A 22573-nucleotide genomic window follows, 5' to 3' on the forward strand; every position below is an offset into this window, starting at 1 on the left:
GGTGGGCATCGCTGGCGTCACGTCTCGCATGCTCTTTGCGCGTGGTGCCGCCCGGCCGCGCCCCCGCGGCGGGGTGTGCGTAGGGGAGCGAGGGCTGTCAGTCGGTGCAGTGCGGGGCGAGTGCAGCGGCGGTCAGACCGCTGCCGAGGTAGGTGTCGAGGGTGTGGAAGTGGAGCGCCGCCATGTGCGTCTCGTGATGGACGTCGACGGGGAAGCGGTCGCCCAGGCGCCGGGGGAGCGCCACGAGATCGCCGGCATCGGCGATGTTGACCCAGTGGGCGACTCCGGCAGGGCGGTGCCCGCGCTGTGACGCGTCAGGGGCCGGCTCCAGCATCTCGAATACCGCTCCCGGGAGCCCCAGCGGAGAGCCGAGCGTCACCAGTACTTCGACGCCGAGATCCGGATGAGCGTGGAGGGCTTCATAGGCGACGACCGACCCCAGAGAGTGCGCAACCACGACCTTTGCCCCACACGAGCTGATCGTCTCAGCGACAATCTCCCGAGCCCGGCGACGACGGGCAGGCGAAGCCAGGTAGCTGTAGACCTCGGGCAGCAGCGCCACTGCGATCCGGCCGAGAACCTGGGCAGTCATGCCCCGCCGGCGAGCTACGAGATCGATCGCCTGACGCAGGGGCAGCCCGCCCCACGACTGGCCCTCTGTGGGCTCCTCCTGGAGACCCACCGCCTGGAGCCACGCCAGCACGGCACGCTCCTCCACCGGACTCAGATCCTCAAGCCCGCCGTCCACGCTCTGAGCTTCGAGATCGCGCAGCGTGTGCGCATAGTAGGCCGCCTTGACCTCCGGTACCTCGAGGTGGCCCAAGCCTGCGTCCGCGTAGCCGTACGCCAGGCGCGCCCGCCACTGGCTCGCGAGCTTGTCCGCGGCCACGTCTGGTTCCACTCCCCGCTCGTAGTTGCGTACTCCGTGAACCACCACGATCCGACTCATCGGTCCCCTGCTTCCCCGTTTGAACGCGTCACGCTGTACAGATCTGTCCAGGCGAAGAACGCTACCCGCGCCCCGAACCCTACGAAGACGCCTGCGTCGTTGGCGTCGAGGGCGCCGATGAGATCGGGGAAGCCGGTCGCGTTGAGCAGCACACCCCGCTGAGAGCAGTCCCAGACCCGAACGTAACTGTCCGCGCCGCAGGTCACCAGGAGAGCGGTCTGCTCGACTTCTATGAACAGAGCTGACGTCACCTCACCGTCATGCCCGTGGAAGCGCGCCAGTTCCTGGCCGGTCTCCAGGCAATGGACCGTGATCGTCCCCTCCACACCACCGGTGAAGGCGACGTCGACGCTGTGCCACAGTCCGGCTGCCAGGCAGGTGATCTCGTCGCCTTGGGCCAGCAAGCGGCTCTCACCGGAGGCCGTGTGCATCACCAGGCGATTGATGCCAGAAAAACCCTCTAGATCATCCGGGTTCCACTCGTATGATGCGACGGCAAGGAGCTCTTGCGCACGTCGCCAAAGGGTGAAGAGGCGCACCTTGCCGTGCTTGCCTTCATGTGTGGGAGACCAATCCCGCGGCTGCTCCTGGCCTGGGCTGAAGAAGTAGACGCCATCAGCCCCATTCACCACCAGTGTGATTTGTCCGTCGATCTCTTCGAAAGACAGGCTCAGCACGGTCTCGCAATGGATGAGTGGGCCTACTGGCTCCCCGGTGCCGGCGTCGATCAGCTCGACACAGTGATCGGATTTAAAACCATGGGCCAACGCAATGATTCTGGTGCTGTCCATGCTGCCCACGGCAATGGCCGTGATACCTGAACGGGAGCCTGTTGTCAGCAGAGTTCCCGTGTCGGAGTCCCACGCCATGAACCCCTCGCTCTGCTGCACGCTGACTGCCGCTGCCGGGGAGGCGTGGCCGTCGGACTTCTTGGCGACCGCTACATGGTCCACTGCTGCAGCGTGAGACGCACTGCCTATGAGTGAGTCCGGGTGGGCATGTGGGGACTGCGAGAGCAGGACCCCATCGTGCCATGATGAGGGCCCCGCCTTGCGAAGAGCCCATGCAACTGCCGCCATGCTCGACCCCTCCAACGCCAAAGCTTCGAGGCCGGAAATCTCTTTGGGAACGGTGCGCAGGAGAGTAGGCATACGGTCCTCTCCGTCCAGTGAGCGGGCAAGGATTCCGCAGCCAGGCTCGAAGTAGGCAAAGGCGGGCTTCTCGCCTCCCTCGAGCACGATCGCTCCCGCTCCTGCCTCACCGACGCCACTCAGCAGCCGGTGCGTACCAGTGCGTACATCCCAGACCCGCGTGCCGTCGTCGGCGCTTGTGACCACTATCGGCCCGTCGGGCCCAGGAGCGGTCTGGACATGGAAGACGGGCGTACGGCCGCCGGTCAGGATCAGGTTTCTGCCGGCTGGCTCCCACACGTGCACGGACCCGTTGCTGGCTCCTGAGACGTACATCTGCGTCCCATCGACCGACACCGCAGCGACCGCAGTGCATTCATACCCTTCGATATCGATGTCGGGTTCCTGCAAGTCCTCCACTCCGCCATCGGTTTCCAGGTCCAACAGCCAGTCGCCGATCACATCCAAGGACGCGACCCTGTGGCCCTCCAGGCCGTAAGCAGTCACCTCCCCGCCCCCGCATGCGACGACCCGGACACTGTTTCCGGCCTCGACGATTCCCAGCGCAATCACCGGGACGGCATCCGTCCTGATCTTCGCCCGGATGCTGCCCTTCTCCAGATCCCAGACCTCGATATAGCCGTCAGACCTGCCTACAGCCGCCAGAGACCCGAACCAGCCGTAGTGGCCGCACAACGCCGTCAGAAAACCTTCCCCCGGGTGAGGCAGGGAGAACAAATACGCGCCCGTCCACACATCCCACACCTCCACCTCGCTGCCGCCGAGCGTGGATCCCACCGCGAGCCACCGTCCAGAACCCCGAACGAGAAGAGCATCCACAAAGTCCGGAGACCAATCGGAATAAGGGGCGGGTACCTCCAGCGTGCCCCAGGAGAACTGCAGCAGCCGATGCTCAGGCGGCTGCGCCGTAGGCTCCTCCAGCGCATCCAAAGCTTCGACGAGCCACAGCTCTCCCCACGCCGCAGCCGTTGCACGCAGCCACGTGCGACGGTGCCACGGCTCATGCCCAACCGACAACGCCGTCTGGCACATCAACCCGGTGATAAGCCCGCGCAGCGAACGACTGACCGGCACTTCGCCGAGTAGCTGCGGATCGCAGTGGACGAGAAACGACGCAGAGGAAAGGAGCATGTCGAGCGCCCCCGCGTCCGCAGCGTGCTGGGCGGCGTGCCGCAGCACGTATGGAAGCGCCAAACCGAACCTGCGCGCCGCGACATCGGCAGGCCCCGGCAGGGTGTCAAGAACCGAGGTGAGGATGTCCGACCTGCTCACGCGCTCGAAGAGCTCACGCTGATAGTCGACCAGACTCTGATGGTAGAAGCGATACAGTCGCTGTCCGTCACTGTCCGTGCTGAACCGAAGATAGAAAGAGGCCGCGGTCAACGCCTTGCGGACATCGTCCTGGCTCGGCGCCTTGCTTCCGGGAGCCAAGAAGGCACTCGCGACATCGGTGATGACCTCGAGCGGCATGCCCTGCCCGTAACCATGCGCGACGGCAGCAAGTACCCCGGCCATCGCCGGATGCGCCGCCTGCAGGATGTCCAGGTGCAGCCGCAGCATGTCCGGCAGGCCCAGGGGAATCCGCTGGACCACCTCTGCCACACTCGGCGCAGCGTCTTGATGAACCAGATAATGCGCGAAAAGCGACGCAAGCAAGAACCCCGCCTCCTGCCGCCTTCCCAGCCGCTTGGCCACGGCGGTGGCGGTCGCCACACGCAGCTCAGGGGCGCCAGGGCCGCTGTACAACGGGGACGTCTCGAGAATCTCGCACAGGTAGTCCGTCAACTCCTGGGTTCGCTGCTTGACCGACACCTGATCCAGATCGACGAGCTGGTCACTGTGCTTCAGCTCCTTGAGCAAGACCCCATACCGGTCCCACCACGGCCGGGTCCCCACCAGCACCCTGCAGATGACTCGATCCCTGTCTGGGGCCTTCTCATCGCGCTGCCGGCGCGACTGGGCAAGCTGGATCAGCACCTCGACCAAGGCGGAGTCGGACGATGCCTCGTCAAGGGCGTCCACCACAACCGTCACCGGCCGGGTTCGCTGCTCGGTGATCCGGTCAAGAACCGCTGTCGCGGTCCAGCCGCGCCCCGGTTCCTCACCCAGATCAAGCTGAGCCGCGATCGACGCCAGTACCTCCGCAGTGCCTCGCTGGCGCGCGTGGACCGCAGCCAGATCAGGGTTCCGTTCCGGTCTGACTTCACGATCCACTGCCCGCGAGACCTGGTGCGTTACCGACCGCAGCTGGGGGTGAGCCAGGCAGGCAACGACACCCAGCAGCGCCGATTTCCCAGACCCAGGGCTCCCCGTCACCACCATCAGCGTCGGTTCGCTGGGCCCCTCCAGCCACTGCTTGATCTTCCCCAGTTCCTCTTTCCGGCCGGTGAAGAAGCATCCTTGCGCGATGTCCTGCTGCTGAGGTGTCCCCGAGGCACGTGAGATGAAGTGCAGAGGGTCGAGCGCCGGGTCGACAGCCGCTGCGAACTGCCACAACCCCATCTCAACCGACTGAAGAAACTGGTCCCCAGCACTCGCACGGTAGGACGGGTTGAGCAAGAACGCCGGCACGGGCACACGAGCCTCGGCATGAGCGGTCCGCAGGACGCTCTGAGCGGCGAGGACCTCAGCCGCCGCGGAACGTGCCAGCTCCCGGTCGATCTCCCGGGCCAGCGTCTCGACCGGGACATGCTTCACCGTGGGGGAGATGTCGAGCCGCCCCTGGGACAGGCGCTCCATGACAGTGCCCGTCGCAGACGTGAACCGCGCGCCGTACGTCTTCTCATCAGGCGCGCACGCGGCAATCACCCATGCACGACGATCCGCTGCCCTGATCCTCTCGGTAAGCTGCTGCACCACCGGCCGGCCGGCCCCGCACACGTCCAGCAAGAACAGGACCGGCGGCCCGTCCGCGAACGCTTCGGCCTCTCCCAGCCACGTTGCCACCTGCTCGGCGGTCCAGAAATAGTTGTCCAGGTTCGTCTCGCGTGTGGCCAGGAACAGCGACTGATCGCCCGGACCGGGGATTCCGTGCCCAGCGAAGTGCACGATGAGAGCCTCACGAGCCCCGCTCGCCTCCATCCCCCCACGAGCACCCCGCCACAGCCGCCTGAGCATCTCGTAGTCCGGATCGAGCGATGCTGAGCCACCGACAACACTCAGCCCTGCCATCTTGCTCAGCTGCGTCGCGAGCTCGGAGACAGCCGGCCCCACCGAGGGCAAAGGGGCGAGCGTCTTCGGGGGAGCCAGAGGATCCGCCTGGCCAGGTTCGCCGCTCTCGTCGAAGGCCCCGACACCAACAATGAGCACTCGTGTCAACGCGTCCCCCCGGCTTGCTGTACCCGCGACAATCCTATGAGTTCGTCCGCCTCCTCCGCAGTGCACGGGGAGACGTGAGGCAGGCAAGGTGGCCCACGGCCGGGATGTACCCCTGGTGCCCTTACCTCTGCCGCCCTCCTCCACGAACAATACGAAATATGCGCGTGTCGCATGCCAGAGGAAGCGATGCTGGTGTATGCAGACTCGAAACCCTGCGGCCGTAGATGTCCGCCGGGGAGCAGGGATCGGGGTGGGGCTCGTGACAGACAGCGCGTACGAGGAGCTGCAGAACGGCGGGTTCGGACCGGCCACGTTGGAACTGCTGCGCAGGCTGGTCCACCAGGTCCGCCATAGCACCGGCTTTCCGCCCCCTGAGGGGCACACGGTGTGGAGTGATGACGCGGCCTACGATGTGGTCGGCGCGATGTTGTCCCAGGAAGGGGCGGGACAACGGTTCGTGACCGCCTGCTTCACCCAGGCCGCCGACGAAGCCTCACTGGAACGACTGTTTCTCGCGTCGATCAGGCACTTCCTCATCGACGAGGCGAAGAAGACACCGCGAGGCAAGCTCCGGCGCCGTATCGCCCGGCTGATGGGCGAGGACACCGCCTACCGCAAGCTCTCGGGCTCCCCGCCGCGCTGGGCACTGGCCAACCAAGCCGACGGAGCCGTGTGGCAGGGGGACCTCGACGATCTCATCGCCCACGCCGCACAAGTCAGAGGCGTCGGCATCACCCGCTGGAACCACTCCGGCCCCACCCCCCAGCAGACCGTCCACGCCCTGAAGACCATCCTGATGTCCGTGCTCCGGCACGCGCAGGGAGCGGTGCGGGAGGAAGACCTCGCCAAGGTCCTCGAGGCCCGGTTCGAGCTTTTGGCGCCGGCCCGTTTCACCGCCCTGTACGCCGATGAAGGGACCGTCGCCGAAACCGTCGAACGGCATGCGGCGGCCGTCGCACCTGACCCGACCGGGTCCGAGGGAGTGGCCGAGGACATCTGGCAACGCCTCTCACCCAACGAGCGCCTGCTGCTTCCCTACCTCGACAAGGACGCCCACCACGCGGCGCAGCTACTGGAGATCCCGCAAGGCCACGCAGCGGTGGTGCGGTCCAACCTCAAGACAATGCTTTCCCACGCCCTGTCCGCAGACAGTGACCCGAAGGCGGTCATGGCCGCTCTGCTACGGCGCTGCGGCGAGGCCGCGCCGTGACGGCCCCAGTTACGTCGTCTGCACCCAGTGAGAAGAGAATGCGCTGATGGACCACAGCCGAGGAGACGGGGGAGACGGCATGAGCTCTGTCCACACCACTGCCTACCAAAGGCTCCTAGCCGCCGCAGCGAACCTGAAAGTGCCCGAAGCCGTCCACCGAGCGGCCACCACGCCGCCACAGGACCCACGCCCCGGCCAGATCTGGCGCGCGGTGTGGCAGGACACCATCCAGCTCCTCCTGATCACCACAACCGGTGACGACGACACCGCCCGCGCCGTACCGGTCTCCTTCGAACGCTACGCCGACGCCGACACCCTGCTCCTGCCCGCCCCGGCGACCACCCTGGAGCAGCCGCTGGCTCTGTGGTGGGGCCTGGAAGCCACCCTTCCGTGGTGCGTGCTGGACCGGCAGGTCAGCGAGCTGACAAGCCGCCCTGACACCCTCACCTCCCGCATGCTCGCCGACACCGTGTCCGGAGCCCGGTGGGGCAGCGATGCCGTCTCGTCCGCAGCGTCCGGCGAGTACCGCGCTGTCCTCACCGGCCGTCTCGAGGTTCTCGCCTCGGCGCAGTGGGCGCCGCAAGGGGCGGGCGGCCTCGCCGAGGTTCTTGGTGAGCATGGCATCACCGTCCAGCAGCTCGCGGCCGAACTGAACCTCGCACCACCCCACGCCCTGGACGTATGGAGGGGACAGCAGCCCCTCACCGCCGAACAGGCCGCCACGCTCGCCGCCCTCCTCGGCCAGCCCGCCGCCCGCGTCCTCGACGCCAACCCCGCACTGCCGCCCGCCGTCGTACACGAACTCAACCGGCCCCTGCGCCGTAGCCAGATCAAAAAGCTCGCCACCCAGTACGGCGAGACCGAACACGCCGCCCGCCTGCGCGCCGCCTACGGCATCTACACGCTCGCGGCACGCGACGACAACCGCACCCAGCCGAACTGGACCGCACGCACCGACCGCTACTTCGAACTCCTCCTGGACAACTAGAGAAGAACAGGGGGTACCCCCGAGTGGTCAACCACGTGCTCGCCGGCGCCGCCCGCACCCAGGCCGCCGCCATGATCACAGAACTCGAAGCAGCCCACCCCGGCGCCGTCGAACGTCTGGCACAAGGCGCCCTCGCGGAACTGCGGACCTGGCCCGACCTCACGGTCAAAGACGTTCCCGAAAACGAGACGGCGCAAGGCTGCAGCGTCGCCGGCGCGTACGACTACGGCCCCCCACCCCGCTTGTCCGTCGCCACCTCCGCCAGCCACGCACGACGGGACTTCACCGCCCTGCACGAACTCGGCCACCACCTGCAGAAGAACAGCTTCGCCCTCATGGAGCCCTTCAGCAAGGAAGCCGACCGCGGCGTCCTCCTCGAAGACGCCGCCTGCGACGCGTTCGCCGCCCAGATCCTGCTCCCCGCACACCTCGTCGACCAGCACCTGGACGCCAAAGGACCCACCGCCGCCGCGATCGCCCTCCTGTGGGCAGCGAGCCATGCCTCCCGCATGGCCGTCTGCGTGCGGGCAGCCCAGCACCTTCCCGCTCCTGGCCACGTTCTCCTCCTCGACCCCGCCGGGCACCTTGCTTTCGCCGCATCCCACGGCCTTCCGCCCCTGCGCCGCGGCAGCTTCCAAGGCGGCATCCCCGTCATCGACCGCGCCCTGGCCGGCTCCGGCCGCGCACAAGGACGAACCCGAGTCCGCTACCGCGACGGCATCCGCGGAGACGAACTCCACGCCGACACCGCCCCCATGGACGGCTACACCGTCGCCGTCCTCGTCACCGACTCCGCCCCCTGGCGCTCCTTCACCCTGCCCACCGCCGATACCGGCCCCCAGGCGCGCAGCTACATCTGCGCGAACTGCGACGAGCACTACCACTCCTTCGACCCCGCCTGCACGCGCTGCCGCGTCCCCCAGTGCCCCGACTGCGGCCGCTGCGCCTGCCCACCCCGCACCCCAGGCCGCTCCTGTCCCGGCTGCTTCATCGTGCACCCGCCCGCCATGTTCGCTCCGGGCAGCGACCGCTGCCTCGACTGCTCCTGACACCCCGCCGGCCCCACACGCCCTGCTACCCGAGAGTTACGTCGTCTGTCCCAGGTGAAGCACCCCGTCCAGGGGGCTCACGGGAACCGGGCGCCGGCCGCGGAGCCTGTCGGAACGTCGCCGGCAGAAACAAGCAACATGGCTATCCAGATCACCGCCGTACGCCTGACCACCGGCGGAACCGCGCACGAGCACATCACCCACCTGTGGTGGACCAACCAGGCGACCGGCAACACCGGCGACAACACCCGGGCCGAGATCGTCCACTGGATCGAGAACCAGGCCGGCAAGGCCTACACCAGCGACGCAGCCGGCCGCCGCACGGAAGTGCTCGTGGTGACGCCCACCCGAGGCGAGAAGTACCTGCGGACCCACGCCGACGGCGTGTGGACCAACAACCTCCTCGCCCTCCCCAGGCGCTGACCCACCACAACCACCCCGCCACCCGGCGCGCCGCCCCGCAGCGGCGCGCCGGGCTCCCCGGCACCCACCCGTCCCAACACGCGCTCCCCACTCCAGGAGGACCCCATGTCCCAGGACAATCACGGCCCCAAGGCCGTCACGATCATCGTCAACGCCCGCCCCCACACCTGGGAGGCGAAAGAGATCACCTACGAGGAGGTCGTCGGTCTCGCCTACCCCGGCCAGCAGCCGAACGACCAGGACACCTACACCGTCCGCTACAGCCGCGGCCACGACGGCCACGGCGCGGGCAGCCTCACCGCCGGCCACAGCGTCCGAGTGAAGAAGGAGATGGTCTTCGATGTCTACCGCACTTCTCGCTCGTGACCCCGACCTCTCCCGCCTCCTCGACGACGGCTACGACATCACCCTCGCCGCCGGCCACATCATCGTCCGCATCCCCTACGTCACCGAGAACCGCACCGTCGAGCGCGGCTTCCTCGCCCACCCCGTCACCGTCGCCGGAGACCGCTTCGTCTCCGGCACCGACCACCGCATCTGGTTCGGCGGATCCACCCCCTGCGACGAACACGGCCACCCCCTGACCCTTGCCACCCCGGACGCCAGAGCGATCACCGACGGCATGCAGGCCGGCTTCATGCTCTCCAGCAAGCCCCCGGGCGGCTACCCCGACCAGTACACGAAGATCACCGCCTACACGCGGATCGTCGCCGACCACGCCCACGCCCTCGACCCCACCACCACATCCACCCCCGGCGCGGCCTGGCAGGAGATCGACGACGACAGCCCCTTCGCCTACCGCGACACCGCCACCTCCCGCGCCGGCCTCACGGCCATCAACCGCCGCTTCCGCGGCCAGCGCATCGTCATCGTCGGCCTCGGCGGCAGCGGCAGCTACATCCTCGACCAGGTCGCCAAGACCGAGGTCGACTCCATCCTCCTCATCGACGGCGACACCTTCGACAACCACAACGCCTTCCGGGCCCCCGGCGCCCCCACCCTTGATACCCTCCGCGCCCGCCCCTCCAAGGCCGACCACTTCGCCTCCGTCTACGCCCACATGCACCGTGGCGTGACCGGATGCTCGCAGTACCTCGACGAGGACAACCTCGACCTCCTCGACGGGGCGACGTTCGTGTTCCTCGCCTCCGACGACGCAGCCGGCAAGGTGCCCGTCATCGACTGGCTCGAAGCCCACGACGTGCCGTTCATCGACGTCGGCATGGGCATCGAAGAGATCGACGGCAACCTCAGCGGACTCCTCCGCATAACCACCAGCCTCCCCGGCCGCCGGGACACGGCCCGCCGGCGCATCCCCCGGCCCGCACCCGAACGTGACGCCTACGCAAGCAACATCCAGACCGCCGACCTCAACGCCCTCAATGCCGTCCTGGCCGTCATCCGCTGGAAACGCTCCCTCGGCATCTACGCCGACGCCACCGACGAGGCCCACACCACCTACTCACTGATCACCAACGAGATCGCCAACGAGGACCTGCCGTGACCCCACCCGACACCCTGCGCCCCGTCTTCACCGAGACCTTCCCTCAGGCCATGGACGCAGGGGTCCTCTACATCTCGATCGCCTACCGCACCTGCGGCCACCTGTGCTGCTGCGGATGCGGCCAGGAAGTCGTCACGCCGCTCTCCCCGGCCCAGTGGTCCCTCACCTACGACGGCGAGAACGTCTCCCTCACCCCCTCGATCGGTAACTGGTCCCTCCCGTGCCAGTCGCACTACTGGATCCGCGACGGCCGCGTCCGCTGGAGCAGCCGCTACACACCGGCGGATATCCATCAGAACCAGGACCGCGACCGTCGGCTACTGGCCGCCCACGACAGAGGAGAGCAGCGCCACCGACGCATGGCCAGACTCCGCCGTCACCTCAGGTTCTGGCACTCATAAAACGGCCAAGGCCTCGTGTGTCGCCACTCGTGAGCGGTGCTCCTCACCACTGGCTCCACCGCCCTGTTATTGATGGAAGTGAGGGTCTTCCTGGGGCCCAGCGAAGCCGAAAGAGTACTGCGATTCCAGAATCCCTGTCGTAGCCTCCTTCGCGTGATTCCAGGCTTCTGGCGCCTCGCGTGAGGATCGGCAGATCCTACGTTCCCCCACTGACACCCCGCCCGGCATCACGATGGGGCCCGTACCTCCGTGGGTCGACCAGGGACGGAGCCTCGCTCCGGCACCCGCCTTGCGAGACGGAGACTTTGGCACGGGCCGGACCGCTGCCAGTTCCCTGGGCCACATCCACCTCGTTACGCCTCATATCCGCATACACGCGGTTAAAGATCAGACGGAGCATAGAGGGCAGACGTTGATGGCATCGACAACAGGACGCGATGAACGACCCGATCCATGGGCAACCTACGACTGGGTTGTCTGGTGGATCACGGCCGACGACCCGGAGGCCATGATCAGCGAGCCGTACCACTCCGAGGGAATCGGGTTCCTACTGGCGTCGGACAGCCGGAAGGCGATGGCCGATTTCGCTGCCGTGCTGGGGTGCGTGTACGAGGGCTGCAAGGACGACGGAACCTTCGGCAGCGACAATGACGCCTGCTACACCTGGTGGATCAAGGTTCCGCAGGCCGAGCACGCCAAGCGCGGTCCACAGGGATGGCCGGTTGCCGTGGAGGAATGCCGGAAGCATTTGGAGCGTACGCTCCACCTCGGTTACCACCACTGGCACGGATTCGTCGATGAACGACGCACGCGGGCGACTGTCACGGGCGAACGAGTGCAAGCCCTGCTCTGAACAGGCTGGGTCCCGCCTGTGAACCTGGTCCCATGTGCTGAGACTGTGGAGCTCCACGTAATTCCCCATCAGCAGCATCAGGTTCCCCAGTCAGACGTTCGAACGCGGCGATGGGTGTCGTCTGGGCTCCCGTCCGGACAATCCTGAGACGGCTTGCAGCAACCTCCTTATCTTGGCGCCATGACGGACGAGGAAGAACCGAAGCTCTACGTGATCCGCTGGGGCGACACGTCAGATCCAACTCTGGGGCGGCGGGGGCCCTGCCAGGACGCGTGCTCGTGCTTCGACCAGTCCAGGTCACGCCCGCGAGCCCGCGTCGGGTTCCACACCGAACGGCAGAGCGCCTCTGTCCTGGGTTGGCAGCACCTGCTGGAGCTGGTCGATGAGGCCGCTGCCGACGGCGCCTGGTCCCGTTGATCCCGAGCATGTCAGGACACTCGTCCTCATGGATCCGCGCCCTGGCCGCCCGCCTGTGGTGCCACGCCACCGACCGACCGGATCTGGCTGACCTCGGCCACCAGCTCGCCCATGACCCCGCCCCCCCGGGTCCGCTGCACCCTGGCCCGCTTCCTCCCCGACTCCCCCCGCTCCTCCGCTATCCAGGCCGTCCTCCAGCAGGACTGCCGCCGCGCGGTACGCCAGGAAGCCATGGCCTCACCCCACAGGTGATGAATGCTGTCAGGTATCGCTGCCATGGCCAACCGGCAACCGTCCCTCGGCATAGACCATGCTGCACCTGCCTGGCAGCTCTGCCTGCCCCCACGAGACGGTACGGCCAGGCACATCGGAAGCCCCAAGTGCCCGCAACGGAAAACCGTCGACACCCCGCCCGACATCGCAGGAGCACGGACGGCCGATCCTGGTGAGGGACAGCGCAGGGCACGTCGACCGGGCTGCGCTGCCCCGCTGATCCACACCTGGGAGGACTGACGTCGTAATCGAGACGTTGCCCCCACCAGACCAGAACCATCGGGCCCCGGTCCGCAAAACAATTGACGCTTCTCGACCTCACGCTGACCAGGGCGGCCGTAACAGCCCGCTCAGCCCGCAGGATCGGTACGTGAGTCGGTTGACGGAACCGTTGCACACGAGAGCCCCACAAGCTGCGCCCGTCCGCTGCCTCAGACAGACGCCCCAAGGCGCCGGAGCAGTGGCCAGGAACACCGCCGAGATGGACCTGCGGAGGTGGTTGAGGGGATGCCTCGGTGAATAAGTCCCAGGGGTCGCCTCCAGTGGCGGCACCGGAGGCGACCCCTGGCCGGCCTGCTGGGAGCCGTGATCACGGCTCCGGCTGGGGTCTTCTGGACCGAAAGTGGTGGGTGGACGCGGTGTCCTGGATGGTGAGGGTGAGCGGCTGTGGGTTGCTGCTTCGTGCGAACAGGAGCGGCTTCGGCAGAGCTTCCTGGGTGAGGTGATGTGCTAGTGACTTGTGCAGGGTGGGAATGTCCAGGTAGGGGCTCGTGTCATCGTCCCTGTCGCTGAGGACGTGGAGCAGGGCGGTAGCGAAGGCCGTGTAGGGACTGCCGGGGTTTGCCGGGTCGCGGTCCAGGGCCCATCCGTCGCGTCCTGTGGCGGTCAGGACGTACTCCTCCTGCGGGCCGTGGGACGGTGCCTGCTCTGCTTCCGGTGGATCGGTGAAGCGGGGGAGTGCGCTGCCGCTGGCGCACGCGTCGAGGATCACCAGAGTCCGACTCGCACAGCTGTGGCGCAGCAGGTCGCGGATCCGCGAGTAGGGCAGCTGCTCGATCGAGCCTGCGGCCTCACCGGAGCCCCCCAGGTACAGGTCGCCACGCTGGTCGGTGGTTCCGTGGCCGGCGAAGTAGAAGATCAAAGTGTCGGTGGCCTGGGTGGCTGCCGTGTGCAGGGCAGTGATCGTGGCCTGCGGTGTGGCCTCCTCTCCGGTCAGGGCGACGGTGTGGGGGACTCCCAGACGGGAGAACTGCTCCGCCAGTTTCAGCGCGGATGCTTCGACGCCCGGCAGCGGTGCGCCGCTGCTGCTGGCGCCGACGACGACAGCCCGCGACTGCTGCGGGTCCGGACAAGCGGACTGAGTCAGGGTGTCGCGTTCGGATCCACCCTCGACCACAAGGGGGCTCTGCTCACGCACGCTGTCAGGGGCGGCTGTCGTCTTTCGCTCGTGTCGATCGGCTGCTCGTCGTGACAGGCGCATGAGGAGCTCGGCCCACGCGTCGGAAGCCGTGTGGGCGCGGTGTATCTGTCGTGCGGCCGAGACGAAGACGGATTCGGCAAGCTCCGCGCAGACGCCGCTGTCGGATACGCGCGAGTACAGGTAGCGGTGCACCATCGTGTCGAACCGGCGCTTGAGCAGCTCGACATCGGCTTCGCCCCTGTCAGCAGGCGCGGGGGAACCGGCCTGCCGCTGTGTTCGATTAGTTGTAGTCGGCTGCGGTCGGCTCGGTGACATGCCGACCGCACCGACGGATGATCGGGCGAGCAGTGCACGGAAGACGTCTTGCTCTTTCGTATCTTCGGCTTCGTACCGCGGGCCGGTCAACGCTCATCCTTTCTCGATGCGGCACCTGTGGCGGTAAAGGGCTCCTTCGACGGCCCGGAGGCTTGTCCCGTCGTCGAGGAGCGTGGCGATCTCGTCGTGGGAGTAGCCCTCGGCTTCCAGGGCGATGATCTTGGCGAGTCGCGGATCGCGATCGTGCAGGGCCTTGAGGGCTGCCCGTGCCGCGGCCCTGTCCACGGCGACGGCGCCGACCCGGTGGTGCGCCGGGACCGGTGCGGATCCTCCGAGCTGGAGTGCCAGATTGCGGATCTCCATACGTCGAGCGTTGCGGCGGTCCAACCAGGACCGGTACTCGTCGGCGAAGGCATACACACATGTCCCGATGAAGTAGGTCTTCAGGCTGGCGCCTCCTTCAGGGGTCCAGTTGCGGGCGTGCAGAGCCTTTCGCTTGAACCGGTTGAACGCCCTGAGGATCGTGTCCTGGACGATGTCGTCGCGTTCGTCCTCGGACCAGTCCGAGGGCGGATCCCCGAGCCGGATACCCCGGCGTGCGCACTCGGAGAAGATCTTGCGGTTGCTGATCCATGCCTGCACCACACGCTGACCGTGTCCGATCAGGCGGTCGGCGAAGGCGTCGAACTCGGCCCCTTCGAATCCGAGTTGCTCCAGGTGCTCGATGAGGGCCAGGTCATCAGCGTGCTTCTGGCCTTGAGGCGTCGTGGGCGGGACTGCTGTCGGCTGCTCGGCGCTCGGGCCGGTCGCGGTGGGGGGCAGCATGGGGCTGCCAGTCTCGGGGGGGCTTCAGCGTGTAGGCGACCTCTGCGGATTCAGGCGGAGAAGGTGACGACGGAGGTCGTCGCGGACGGGGGGAAGGTTTGACTGCAGGACATCGGCGGATCCCTTCAAGCGGTGTGGTGCGACGGGCGCCTCTGCCTGACAGGTCAGTGGCATGGACGGGTTCTCGTTCCCCTTCTTAGGGCATCTGACGGCCCTACCCCACGGCCTCCACCGAAACTCGCGAAGTTTTTTCCGGCGTGGGTTCCGGTGCGGATACGCCCTTATGAGGTGTCGACCGGCGCCGTCGGGCAGCCGGCCCAACCAGAGGAGCGAACGATGGCCACCAAGCACGTCCATCTGCCTTCGCAGACCGAGGCTGCTCATGACTCCAGCCTGGCCGCCCCCCTGTGCGCCGGTGCCGGGGAGATGACTTCGCCGGCTACGTCCGGACCGCCGCAAGAGCCCCCGACCGATGACACCGCCGGCCGGGAAGGGGACCCCGCCGGGGTTGCTCGGGTACCTGGCCGTCTTCGGCGGGCCTGCACCTTCCTGGCGGTCCATGCGGTCAAGGGCGCTGCGACCTCGGCCGGAGGGCTGTTGGTGACCGCAGCGTGGGTCTACCTCTCGCAGCGCTGACAGAAATCCGATCCAGGGCAGTTGAAGCCCCCATGCTCCACTGAGCCGGACGGGGCCCCTGCGCGAAGCAGGGGCCCCGTCCGGCAGTCGATGCCGCGGGCGGCTTGTGCTCTCGGTGCGGCAGCGCGGAGCGTGGACACGTGGCCGGGACGGGGGCTTGCGGGGGTCGCCGGGTGCCCCGCGGACGGTGGACCAGTCCACCGGAGCCCGAGCGACCCGCTGCTGTGCTGTCGGCCGCGCAGGGTTCGGTCTTTGACTCCAGCGCCGCGGAGGAGCGAGACGGCCGCCAGCCGGTGGACCAGGCGCCACGCGAGCGGGCCGGGGGAGAGGAGAGATCAGGGACGTTGCTGAGATCCGCCGTGGAAGAGGTCGTCGAGCGAGAACGTGAAGGATCCGGCGTCTCCCGCGGTCTGCGTACGGGCTTCCGCGTCGGCAGCCAGGCCGGCGATGACCGCGTCCCAGCAGGCCACACAACAGCACCGGCCACCTTCCCGGTGCTCGGCACCACCACGCTCGGCCGCCGCCCGAACCGTGCCGGCCAGAGTCTCGAACGCCTCCTGCCAGCGACCAGCCGTGGCACGGCCGACCGCTGCCGCACTGTGGGCGCGGGCCGCGTCCTCCTCGGCTCGCCGCCGTGCCTGGATCATCGGCCAGTTGGGACCGCCACCGTATCCGTACGACATGCGCCTGTCCTTCCGCTCAGCCCCCTGCCCGAGCAACGGCACTCCACATCAATGGACACGCCGACCACCCTGGCCCTCCACCACTTGAGTCACCCCTACGGCGCAGATGAGTGCCAGACGCCGCTCGGGGCCGCCCATCGAGCCGGCACATGGAGGCGAAGGACGCAGCCGAGACCAACGGCCTTTTCCTTCTGCGCCGCGTCGGCCGCGTCTGTGGGCGCGGGGGCGGTGAACGTCTCCTGCGTCGGCCGGCCTGCTGCGCGGCCTGGCTCGCAGCCGCAACGCAATGCCGGCTGTTTGCCGGTGCTGTGAAGAGCCGGGTGGCATACTGGCTTTGCGCTTGTGGGCGCATTCCACCCCGTAGGGCCACCGCCTTGGGTGAACCCGGCCGCCGCCAGGACCACAGTGATGTACTCCGGCTCGGATCTGACCTTTCACTTCCACGGCCTGCTGGATACACAGTGCGGTGGGGTGTATCCGATGTTGCGGGCCTGATGGGATCGTGATGTCCGGTCGTACCCACCGCACGCGTCTGGCACGGACCTTCGCCTCCGCCCAGCCCATGGCCTACCAGAAGGCCCTGAATCATGTGATCGCCTGCAGCGACGCAGGACTTCTCCCGACCCGGCTCGACGAATCCGGCATGCAGCAGGCCCTGGCCGTCCTGCAGCAGAACCTCGACGTGCCGATGCCGAAGCAGCCCCCTTCCAGCGCGGAGCCGACCACCGCCGCAACGGTGACAGCCGAACCTGCGCCGGCCAAACGGCCCGCGCTGTCGAAGGACCCGCGGTGTGTTGCTCTGGCCGAGGCACTGAAGCCGGTGCTTCAGGCTAGCTGTCCCGAAGGAGCCGGTGGCTACGGTGGAGCCTTGGAGGCCCGTCTCCACCCGGTGGACGCCCAGGCGCTGGGTGGCCTGGAACTGATCCGCGCCGCGATGCGGCGTGCGGCACGCCAACTCGGATGGCAGGTCCGCACCGTCGGCTACGCCCGGGAGCGGCTCGTCCTGGTGATCGTCCAAGACGTGCGCGAAGTGCCCCCGGAGTTCGCGGACATCCTGGAGGCGGACTTCATGTCCGCATCCGGGGAGATGCGTCAGCGGATGGCCGCGGTCGGGGACGAGGCGGCGTTGAACGCGCTGGGACCGGGCCCTGTTCAGCGGCAGACAGAGGCATTCCTGCGGGCTGCTGGGGCCGCGGTCAAGGCGGACCCGGAAGCATGGCGATAGACGAGGGCGAGCTTTAGGCGACCGGCACGGTGCGAGTGTGCGTGAGCGCATGAACCTTGCGACCATGCCCGGCTTCTGACGGGGACGTGTAGCTGCCGCCAGGAGCCGAGCTGGTTGCGGAGATGGCTATGCTGTCGTGTCCGGCTTGCTCAGGATGGGGTTCCAGGCGAACCAGCCCAGAACCTCGGAACCGAGCTCCCAGGGGGACTCCAGTAGGAGCTTGCCTGCCGTATCGAGGTCCGCGGTGACGCTGTCCGGGGCCGGGCCGACACGTTCCATCAGCTCACCCCACTTGCTCCAGAACTCCTCGTCCCCGCCCCGCAGCCGGAGCAGAGCCGCTTCCACGCAGGCCGGCCACAGCGGCATTCCGTAGTGATCGACATGCGTGCCGATCTGGGGTGCGCCGGCGAAGACCAGGAAGTCTTCCGGCCCTACTTCCTCTTCGACGTAGGCGAGTTGGTCGATCCGCTTCTTTACGTGCTTCTGGATCTCTCCGAGGAACCCCCACCCGAAGTCCGTGAGCGTCCCGCCGCACCCAGGCCAGACAGTGTCACGGTCCAGGATCAGATCCTCCAGCTTGTACAGCTTGTACCGGTCATCCGATCCCAGAACGTCGAACGCCTGCCGCGTGAGCCAGGTGTTCCGGGCGAACATCTCCCCGTCAGAAAGGTTTTTGCGGCGACTGGTGGGTCGTGAGGCGTGCGCGTCCTCGATCGGCCCGTTCCGCCACACCCACAGAACCAGCCCATGAGCAGCAGCCCACCGCAGACCGTCCTCGGCCGCGAAGACCCCCATCTCCTCCAGCCTCTGCCGACCCCAGGCCACCGACGCCCGCAGCTGCTCCTCCATCGACTGCGCCTCCCCGTGTTCCCCGGCCACCCGCCCCACCCTTTTGCTGTTGATGCACCAGCCCCGTGGAGTCCCACGAGAATCAGCAGAGCCTACGTTCCCCCACTGACACCAAGGCCAGCAGCAGAACCAACAAGCCACCTGATCCGCCGGACAGGATCTGGCGGGTGCCTTCTGGGGAGCCACCGTCGCGCGCCTGCCGGCGCGGTTCAGCTCATCCAGATGCCGTCGGGCGAGAGGCGGCGTGCGAGCTGGAGCCCTGATTGGCTGATCGGTGTGGACCAGGACACCTCGGTGACGGGGGAGCCGAAGTCGTCGGCGAGTGCCTGGACGAGCGTGGCGCCCACTCCTTGGCGCCGGTAGGTGTCCGCCACCCAGATCAGGTCGACCCGCGGCCGCACAGTGTCGTTTGCGTCGCCGAGCGGTGATTCGTCGACGAGGTCCCAGGGCCGGTGGTGATCGGTGTCGTGGGCCGCGAGGTAGCCGACGACGTGCCCGTTCGACTGCAACAGGTACGCGCGGACGTTGTCTTCTGTCTCCTCGGGCTCGCCGAGGTGGGACCAGGAACGGAAGTCGTAGTGATTCTCTCTCTGCGGCATCTCCGCCACCTTGTAGACGAGCCTGCGCCACGCGATGGGGGACTGGGTCGTCACCACGGCCAGGTCACCCGGCCAGAACAGGTTCTTCGGCACCCGCACACCGAGCGCCCACGTCGCATGGTGGCCAGCGTGCTCACGGCCGGTATCGCCGCCCTGCTCCCGGAACCCGCACCGGCACTCAAGATCGAGTGAAAGCTGCGGCACCCGGAACTGCACCGGGACGGCATGCTGACCGAGGTCCTGGTCGCGGCCTCCCACCCAGGGCCGGTAGGGCGTGTCGTCCGAGTCGACATGACCGCTCCACCGGTCCACCCAACCCGGATACCGCTCAGGGAACGTCTCCCGCAGCTGCTTCTCGGCGGCCGGCAGTGTGGGGCGCACCCACACACTCCCGGCCGTAGCCCGGCCGTTGAGACGCAGCCCGCCACGCCTGGCCTTGCCCCGCAGGAACCGCAGGAACACGGCAGGTGGCGAGTGGAAGTCCACCCCGCGCACCAACTCCCGCTCACCCGGAGCCAGCCAGTCCTCCACCGGCAGCGTCAGTCGACCGGCCAGTGCCGCAAGCCCGCAGTAGTCTTGATCAAGCTCCGCCCCACGCAGCGCTTCGACCGCTGCCTCAACCTCCGTGTACGGAACGGGCAACGTGACCCGGCGACTCCCGTTGCTCCAGGAGAAGTCGCCCGGGTAGCCGTCATACCAAAGCCGGTCGACGGCCGCGTCCTGAACCTTCTCGACAGCATCGGTGTACGCCACGGGCAACTCTGCGGTGCCGCCTCGCGAGGACACGGCGTCGACGTACCCGTCACGATCGAGCTCGACCCGGGCGTACCAACGATGAGCCCGGACACGGATCTTCCGGCAGCGCCAGTCACGCGGATCGGCATCGAGATGGATGGTCCGCTCGCTCATCAGCTGCTCCTCGTCCTGCCGGCTCCACACCCTCCGCAGTATCGCCCGCGGCACACAGACTGCGAGACAGGGTTACGCGAGAGGGTCCGGCTCGCTCAGGATGGGGTTCCGGGCGAAGCAGCCCAGGACCTCGGATCCCAGCTCCGAGGCCGTGTGACCCCCTCATGGGTGTACTCGTTGACCTGGGGCAAGTAAAGACGATCTTGACGAAGTGAGACTGAACATGGCTTGCGACGATCCATGGATTGAGAAGCGACGCTACGAGTACGCCGGTGGTCGGTACGTCGGCTGCAGAAACTGCGGCGGAGACCTGTGCACCGACTGCAGGTCCAACCACCTGCCGCCGAGCAGCCTGCACTTCGAGTTCAACGACGACAACGTCTGCTCGGACTGCAGCCCGCCTCGATGACCACCAGCCCAGGTCCCTGCATGAACTTCGCCGTCACCGCGGACGAGGTGCGCACCGCGTTCGGACTCACCGGCGTCGTTCACTACCCTCGCTACAGCGCCCCCCACATCCGACTCAATGCCCGCACTGCACACCTGCTGAGCACGGTCGGGCTTCCCGACACCGAATGGTTCATGGCGAAGGCAAGCCTGCGCGCGGACGATCACGTCGACATCCCCCGCTGGTACCACACCCGAGGAACCGTCCCCAGGGAGTGCCGCGACTGGCTCGTCCTCGGCATGCTCGCCGATACGACTCTTGGACTCGACCCGAACTCCGGGACCGTCCATGCCCTCGGCGACAGCCTGACCCGCATGACCTACACACCACTCCACCGCGACGTCGAGTCCCTCCTCTACACCCTCACCCGCTTCCAGACCCTGCGCCAGGCTCTGGAAGCGGGTATTTCGGACACCGAAGAACAGCTCGACGCACTACGCGCGCGGATCACTGCTTTCGATCCGCTTCCGTTCGCGGACGAGGAGTCTCAGTGGCACCTCATCTTCGAAGAAGTCAACGACGGCATCTGGTAGCCGCCTTTGACCCGAGACGCAGAGCGCCGCCATGTGAGACCAGACGACGGCCGGCGAACCCCGAAGAGCTGTGTACCGACCGCCGCACCGCATACGGCAGCAGCAAGTCAGTACCCGTCTCTTGCCCTTCGGAGTTCACCGGCCGCCAGTTTCAACTGCATGATCAGACCTTCTGCCCGCATGAGTTCACTGGCACCGTCCTGCACCGCCCGGGCGATGTGCTCCGCCCCGCGCAGACTGTCGACTGCCGAGTGCAGCGCGGGCGCACTGTCCTGCAGATGCCCCAGAGCATTCGCGGTCTTCCACAGCAGGGGAGCGGTGTCCTGCAGATGCCCCAGACCATCGGAAGCCGACCGCAGCCACGACGCCGTATCGGGATCGATCCCGAACCCGTGCACCCTCGGGTCACGGAGCTCATCCACCAGGACCCGCAGCGTCGCAGCAGCCTCAGGCGCGATCCGCGCGAGTTCCTCCAGCGCCTCGCGCGTCTCGTCCTGGAACGAGGCGAACGACTCCGACACCAACTCACGCAGCCGCTCCTCCGTCACCCCCCGCAGCTCCAGCAACGGAGCCGCCCGCGCTTTCCCGCTGCTCCTTCCACGCCTCCAGCAGCTCCACCGTGTACTGCTTGCTGCCGTGTCCGTCGACCCGCACGTGGTGAACCTTGCACAGCAGCAGCAGGTTCGAGAAGGCGTTCTTCTCGTCCAGCGACAGCTCCGGATCGAACCGCTTCCCGCCCGAGCTGACCGCCCGGATGTGCGCGATCTCCAGATTGAGGATGTGCTCCCCGTCGACGAACCGGGTGACCGGCTCCTCGCACCCAGGCCAGTAGCAAAACCCGCGGCACAGCGACATCAACGCCGCATGCGTCCCCGACGTGTACTTCCGGGCCTCGCCCATGAAACTCCCTTCCATATCCACGAGGACACTCCCCGCGGCGTAGTCACCCCTGGCGCGGTCCTCCCAGGGCCCGCACCGGCCCCGTGAGCCGAGAGACGTGTCGCCCCCAGCTGTCCCTGATGCCGTCAGGTCACATCGCGGGTCGCCCAGTTGGGCGGGAGCTTGGGCAGTCCGATGAGGGCGTCGATGCCGAGGTGCTGCAGCAGCAGTGCTTTGAGGTGGCGGCCGTCGATGAGCTCGACCCGGTTGCGTGGGGCGAAGTCCCAGCTGGCCTTGCCGAACCACGCGGTGGTGACGACGATGCCCTTCGACGCGCCTTTGTCGACGACGAGCCCCGCGACCGCCCGTACCGTCTCGGCGGACACGACGTTCTTGGTGCGCTTGGCCTGGATGATGCACAGCCCGCCGATGAGCGGTTCCTCGTTGACCGCGACCGCGTCGATGCCGTCGTCCCGCGATGCCTGGGTCACCCACGACTGCAGCCCGATCTTCTCGAACAGTCTCCGGATCAGGTGCTCGAAGTCGGTCGGATCCATCGCGAGCAGATCGGGCCTGCTGTCCAGGCCTGCAACGACATCCCGCTCCGGGGCGATCTTGTACCTGGACAGATCGAACGTGACGACAGGCTGCACAGGCTCCAGGTCGTACGGATGCTGGGAGACGATCGCGTCGAGATGATGCAGGCTCGCGACAGG

General features: G+C 67.5%; 22 protein-coding genes. 12 read left to right on the forward strand and 10 right to left on the reverse strand.

The annotated features are described in order from the left end of the window. Window positions 1-97 precede the first annotated feature (97 nt). Window positions 98-889: a serine peptidase gene (locus ACF1BN_RS36360; RefSeq protein WP_392335882.1), complete on the reverse strand. Its 792-nt coding sequence runs from the start codon at window positions 887-889 to the stop codon at window positions 98-100. A gap of 56 nt (window positions 890-945) precedes the next feature. Continuing rightward, window positions 946-5409 (reverse strand): AAA family ATPase, encoded by a 4464-nt coding sequence (locus ACF1BN_RS36365; RefSeq protein ID WP_392335902.1) that lies wholly within the window; start codon window positions 5407-5409, stop codon window positions 946-948. A 268-nt stretch (window positions 5410-5677) separates the two neighbouring features. Here ACF1BN_RS36365 and ACF1BN_RS36370 point away from each other — a divergent pair, with 268 nt between their 5' ends. The 10 genes from ACF1BN_RS36370 to ACF1BN_RS36415 all read left to right on the forward strand — a co-directional run bounded on the left by ACF1BN_RS36370 (window position 5678) and on the right by ACF1BN_RS36415 (window position 12515). Beyond that, window positions 5678-6628, forward strand: a complete 951-nt coding sequence (locus ACF1BN_RS36370) for a hypothetical protein (RefSeq protein WP_392335883.1) — start codon at window positions 5678-5680, stop codon at window positions 6626-6628. A 79-nt stretch (window positions 6629-6707) separates the two neighbouring features. Beyond that, window positions 6708-7616, forward strand: a complete 909-nt coding sequence (locus tag ACF1BN_RS36375) for a hypothetical protein (protein WP_392335884.1) — start codon at window positions 6708-6710, stop codon at window positions 7614-7616. 23 nt (window positions 7617-7639) lie between these two features. Further along, window positions 7640-8665, forward strand: a complete 1026-nt coding sequence (locus ACF1BN_RS36380; protein ID WP_392335885.1) for an ImmA/IrrE family metallo-endopeptidase — start codon at window positions 7640-7642, stop codon at window positions 8663-8665. Window positions 8666-8803: 138 nt separating this feature from the next. Then, window positions 8804-9088: a DUF3892 domain-containing protein gene (locus tag ACF1BN_RS36385; protein ID WP_392335886.1), complete on the forward strand. Its 285-nt coding sequence runs from the start codon at window positions 8804-8806 to the stop codon at window positions 9086-9088. 105 nt (window positions 9089-9193) lie between these two features. Further along, a complete protein-coding gene (locus ACF1BN_RS36390) occupies window positions 9194-9454 on the forward strand; it encodes a multiubiquitin domain-containing protein (RefSeq protein WP_388070803.1) in 261 nt (86 codons plus the stop codon). Then, the gene (locus ACF1BN_RS36395; RefSeq protein WP_392335887.1) at window positions 9429-10592 is read left to right on the forward strand and encodes a ThiF family adenylyltransferase; all 1164 of its coding nucleotides are present in this window, start codon (window positions 9429-9431) and stop codon (window positions 10590-10592) included. Before ACF1BN_RS36390 ends, ACF1BN_RS36395 begins: the two co-directional genes overlap by 26 nt. Continuing rightward, window positions 10589-10993, forward strand: coding sequence for a DUF6527 family protein (locus ACF1BN_RS36400; RefSeq protein ID WP_392335888.1), 405 nt, complete (start codon window positions 10589-10591; stop codon window positions 10991-10993). The genes ACF1BN_RS36395 and ACF1BN_RS36400 overlap by 4 nt, the downstream gene beginning before the upstream one ends. 415 nt (window positions 10994-11408) lie before the next feature. Next, entirely contained in the window at window positions 11409-11846 is a 438-nt protein-coding gene (locus tag ACF1BN_RS36405; protein WP_392335889.1) for a hypothetical protein, read from the forward strand. A gap of 180 nt (window positions 11847-12026) precedes the next feature. Further along, window positions 12027-12263 carry a hypothetical protein gene (locus tag ACF1BN_RS36410; protein ID WP_392335890.1) on the forward strand — a complete coding sequence of 79 codons (237 nt, stop codon included), beginning with the start codon at window positions 12027-12029 and terminating at the stop codon, window positions 12261-12263. 111 nt (window positions 12264-12374) lie between these two features. Next, window positions 12375-12515, forward strand: coding sequence for a hypothetical protein (locus ACF1BN_RS36415; protein ID WP_392335891.1), 141 nt, complete (start codon window positions 12375-12377; stop codon window positions 12513-12515). A gap of 610 nt (window positions 12516-13125) precedes the next feature. Here the strand turns inward: ACF1BN_RS36415 and ACF1BN_RS36420 are convergent. From ACF1BN_RS36420 to ACF1BN_RS36430, 3 genes are all read right to left on the reverse strand, one after another. Next, on the reverse strand, window positions 13126-14361 hold the full coding sequence (locus ACF1BN_RS36420) for a caspase domain-containing protein (protein WP_392335892.1): 1236 nt from the start codon (window positions 14359-14361) through the stop codon (window positions 13126-13128). A gap of 3 nt (window positions 14362-14364) precedes the next feature. Further along, the gene (locus tag ACF1BN_RS36425) at window positions 14365-15096 is read right to left on the reverse strand and encodes an RNA polymerase sigma factor (protein WP_392335893.1); all 732 of its coding nucleotides are present in this window, start codon (window positions 15094-15096) and stop codon (window positions 14365-14367) included. 971 nt (window positions 15097-16067) lie between these two features. After that, window positions 16068-16415: a hypothetical protein gene (locus ACF1BN_RS36430; protein WP_392335894.1), complete on the reverse strand. Its 348-nt coding sequence runs from the start codon at window positions 16413-16415 to the stop codon at window positions 16068-16070. A 562-nt stretch (window positions 16416-16977) separates the two neighbouring features. Here ACF1BN_RS36430 and ACF1BN_RS36435 point away from each other — a divergent pair. Next, a complete protein-coding gene (locus ACF1BN_RS36435; RefSeq protein ID WP_392335895.1) occupies window positions 16978-17640 on the forward strand; it encodes a hypothetical protein in 663 nt (220 codons plus the stop codon). A 126-nt stretch (window positions 17641-17766) separates the two neighbouring features. On the opposite strand, the gene ACF1BN_RS36440 is transcribed toward ACF1BN_RS36435, so the two are convergent. Beyond that, a complete protein-coding gene (locus ACF1BN_RS36440) occupies window positions 17767-18489 on the reverse strand; it encodes a hypothetical protein (RefSeq protein ID WP_392335896.1) in 723 nt (240 codons plus the stop codon). Window positions 18490-18698: 209 nt separating this feature from the next. Next, window positions 18699-19997 (reverse strand): GNAT family N-acetyltransferase, encoded by a 1299-nt coding sequence (locus ACF1BN_RS36445; RefSeq protein ID WP_392335897.1) that lies wholly within the window; start codon window positions 19995-19997, stop codon window positions 18699-18701. A gap of 429 nt (window positions 19998-20426) precedes the next feature. Between ACF1BN_RS36445 and ACF1BN_RS36450 the strand changes: the two genes are divergently transcribed. Continuing rightward, window positions 20427-20978 carry an SUKH-4 family immunity protein gene (locus ACF1BN_RS36450; protein ID WP_392335898.1) on the forward strand — a complete coding sequence of 184 codons (552 nt, stop codon included), beginning with the start codon at window positions 20427-20429 and terminating at the stop codon, window positions 20976-20978. A 107-nt stretch (window positions 20979-21085) separates the two neighbouring features. Here the strand turns inward: ACF1BN_RS36450 and ACF1BN_RS36455 are convergent, their stop codons facing one another. The 3 genes from ACF1BN_RS36455 to ACF1BN_RS36465 form a co-directional block, all read right to left on the reverse strand. Then, a complete protein-coding gene (locus ACF1BN_RS36455; RefSeq protein ID WP_392335899.1) occupies window positions 21086-21526 on the reverse strand; it encodes a hypothetical protein in 441 nt (146 codons plus the stop codon). Beyond that, window positions 21504-21878, reverse strand: coding sequence for a hypothetical protein (locus ACF1BN_RS36460; RefSeq protein ID WP_392335900.1), 375 nt, complete (start codon window positions 21876-21878; stop codon window positions 21504-21506). Before ACF1BN_RS36460 ends, ACF1BN_RS36455 begins: the two co-directional genes overlap by 23 nt. Before the next feature lie 125 nt (window positions 21879-22003). Next, window positions 22004-22573, reverse strand: a 570-nt coding sequence (locus tag ACF1BN_RS36465) for a restriction endonuclease (RefSeq protein ID WP_392335901.1), incomplete at its 5' end; no start/stop codon positions are given.

It is taken from the genome of Streptomyces sp. NPDC014861, assembly GCF_043081625.1.
Taxonomy (GTDB): Bacteria; Actinomycetota; Actinomycetes; order Streptomycetales; family Streptomycetaceae; genus Streptomyces.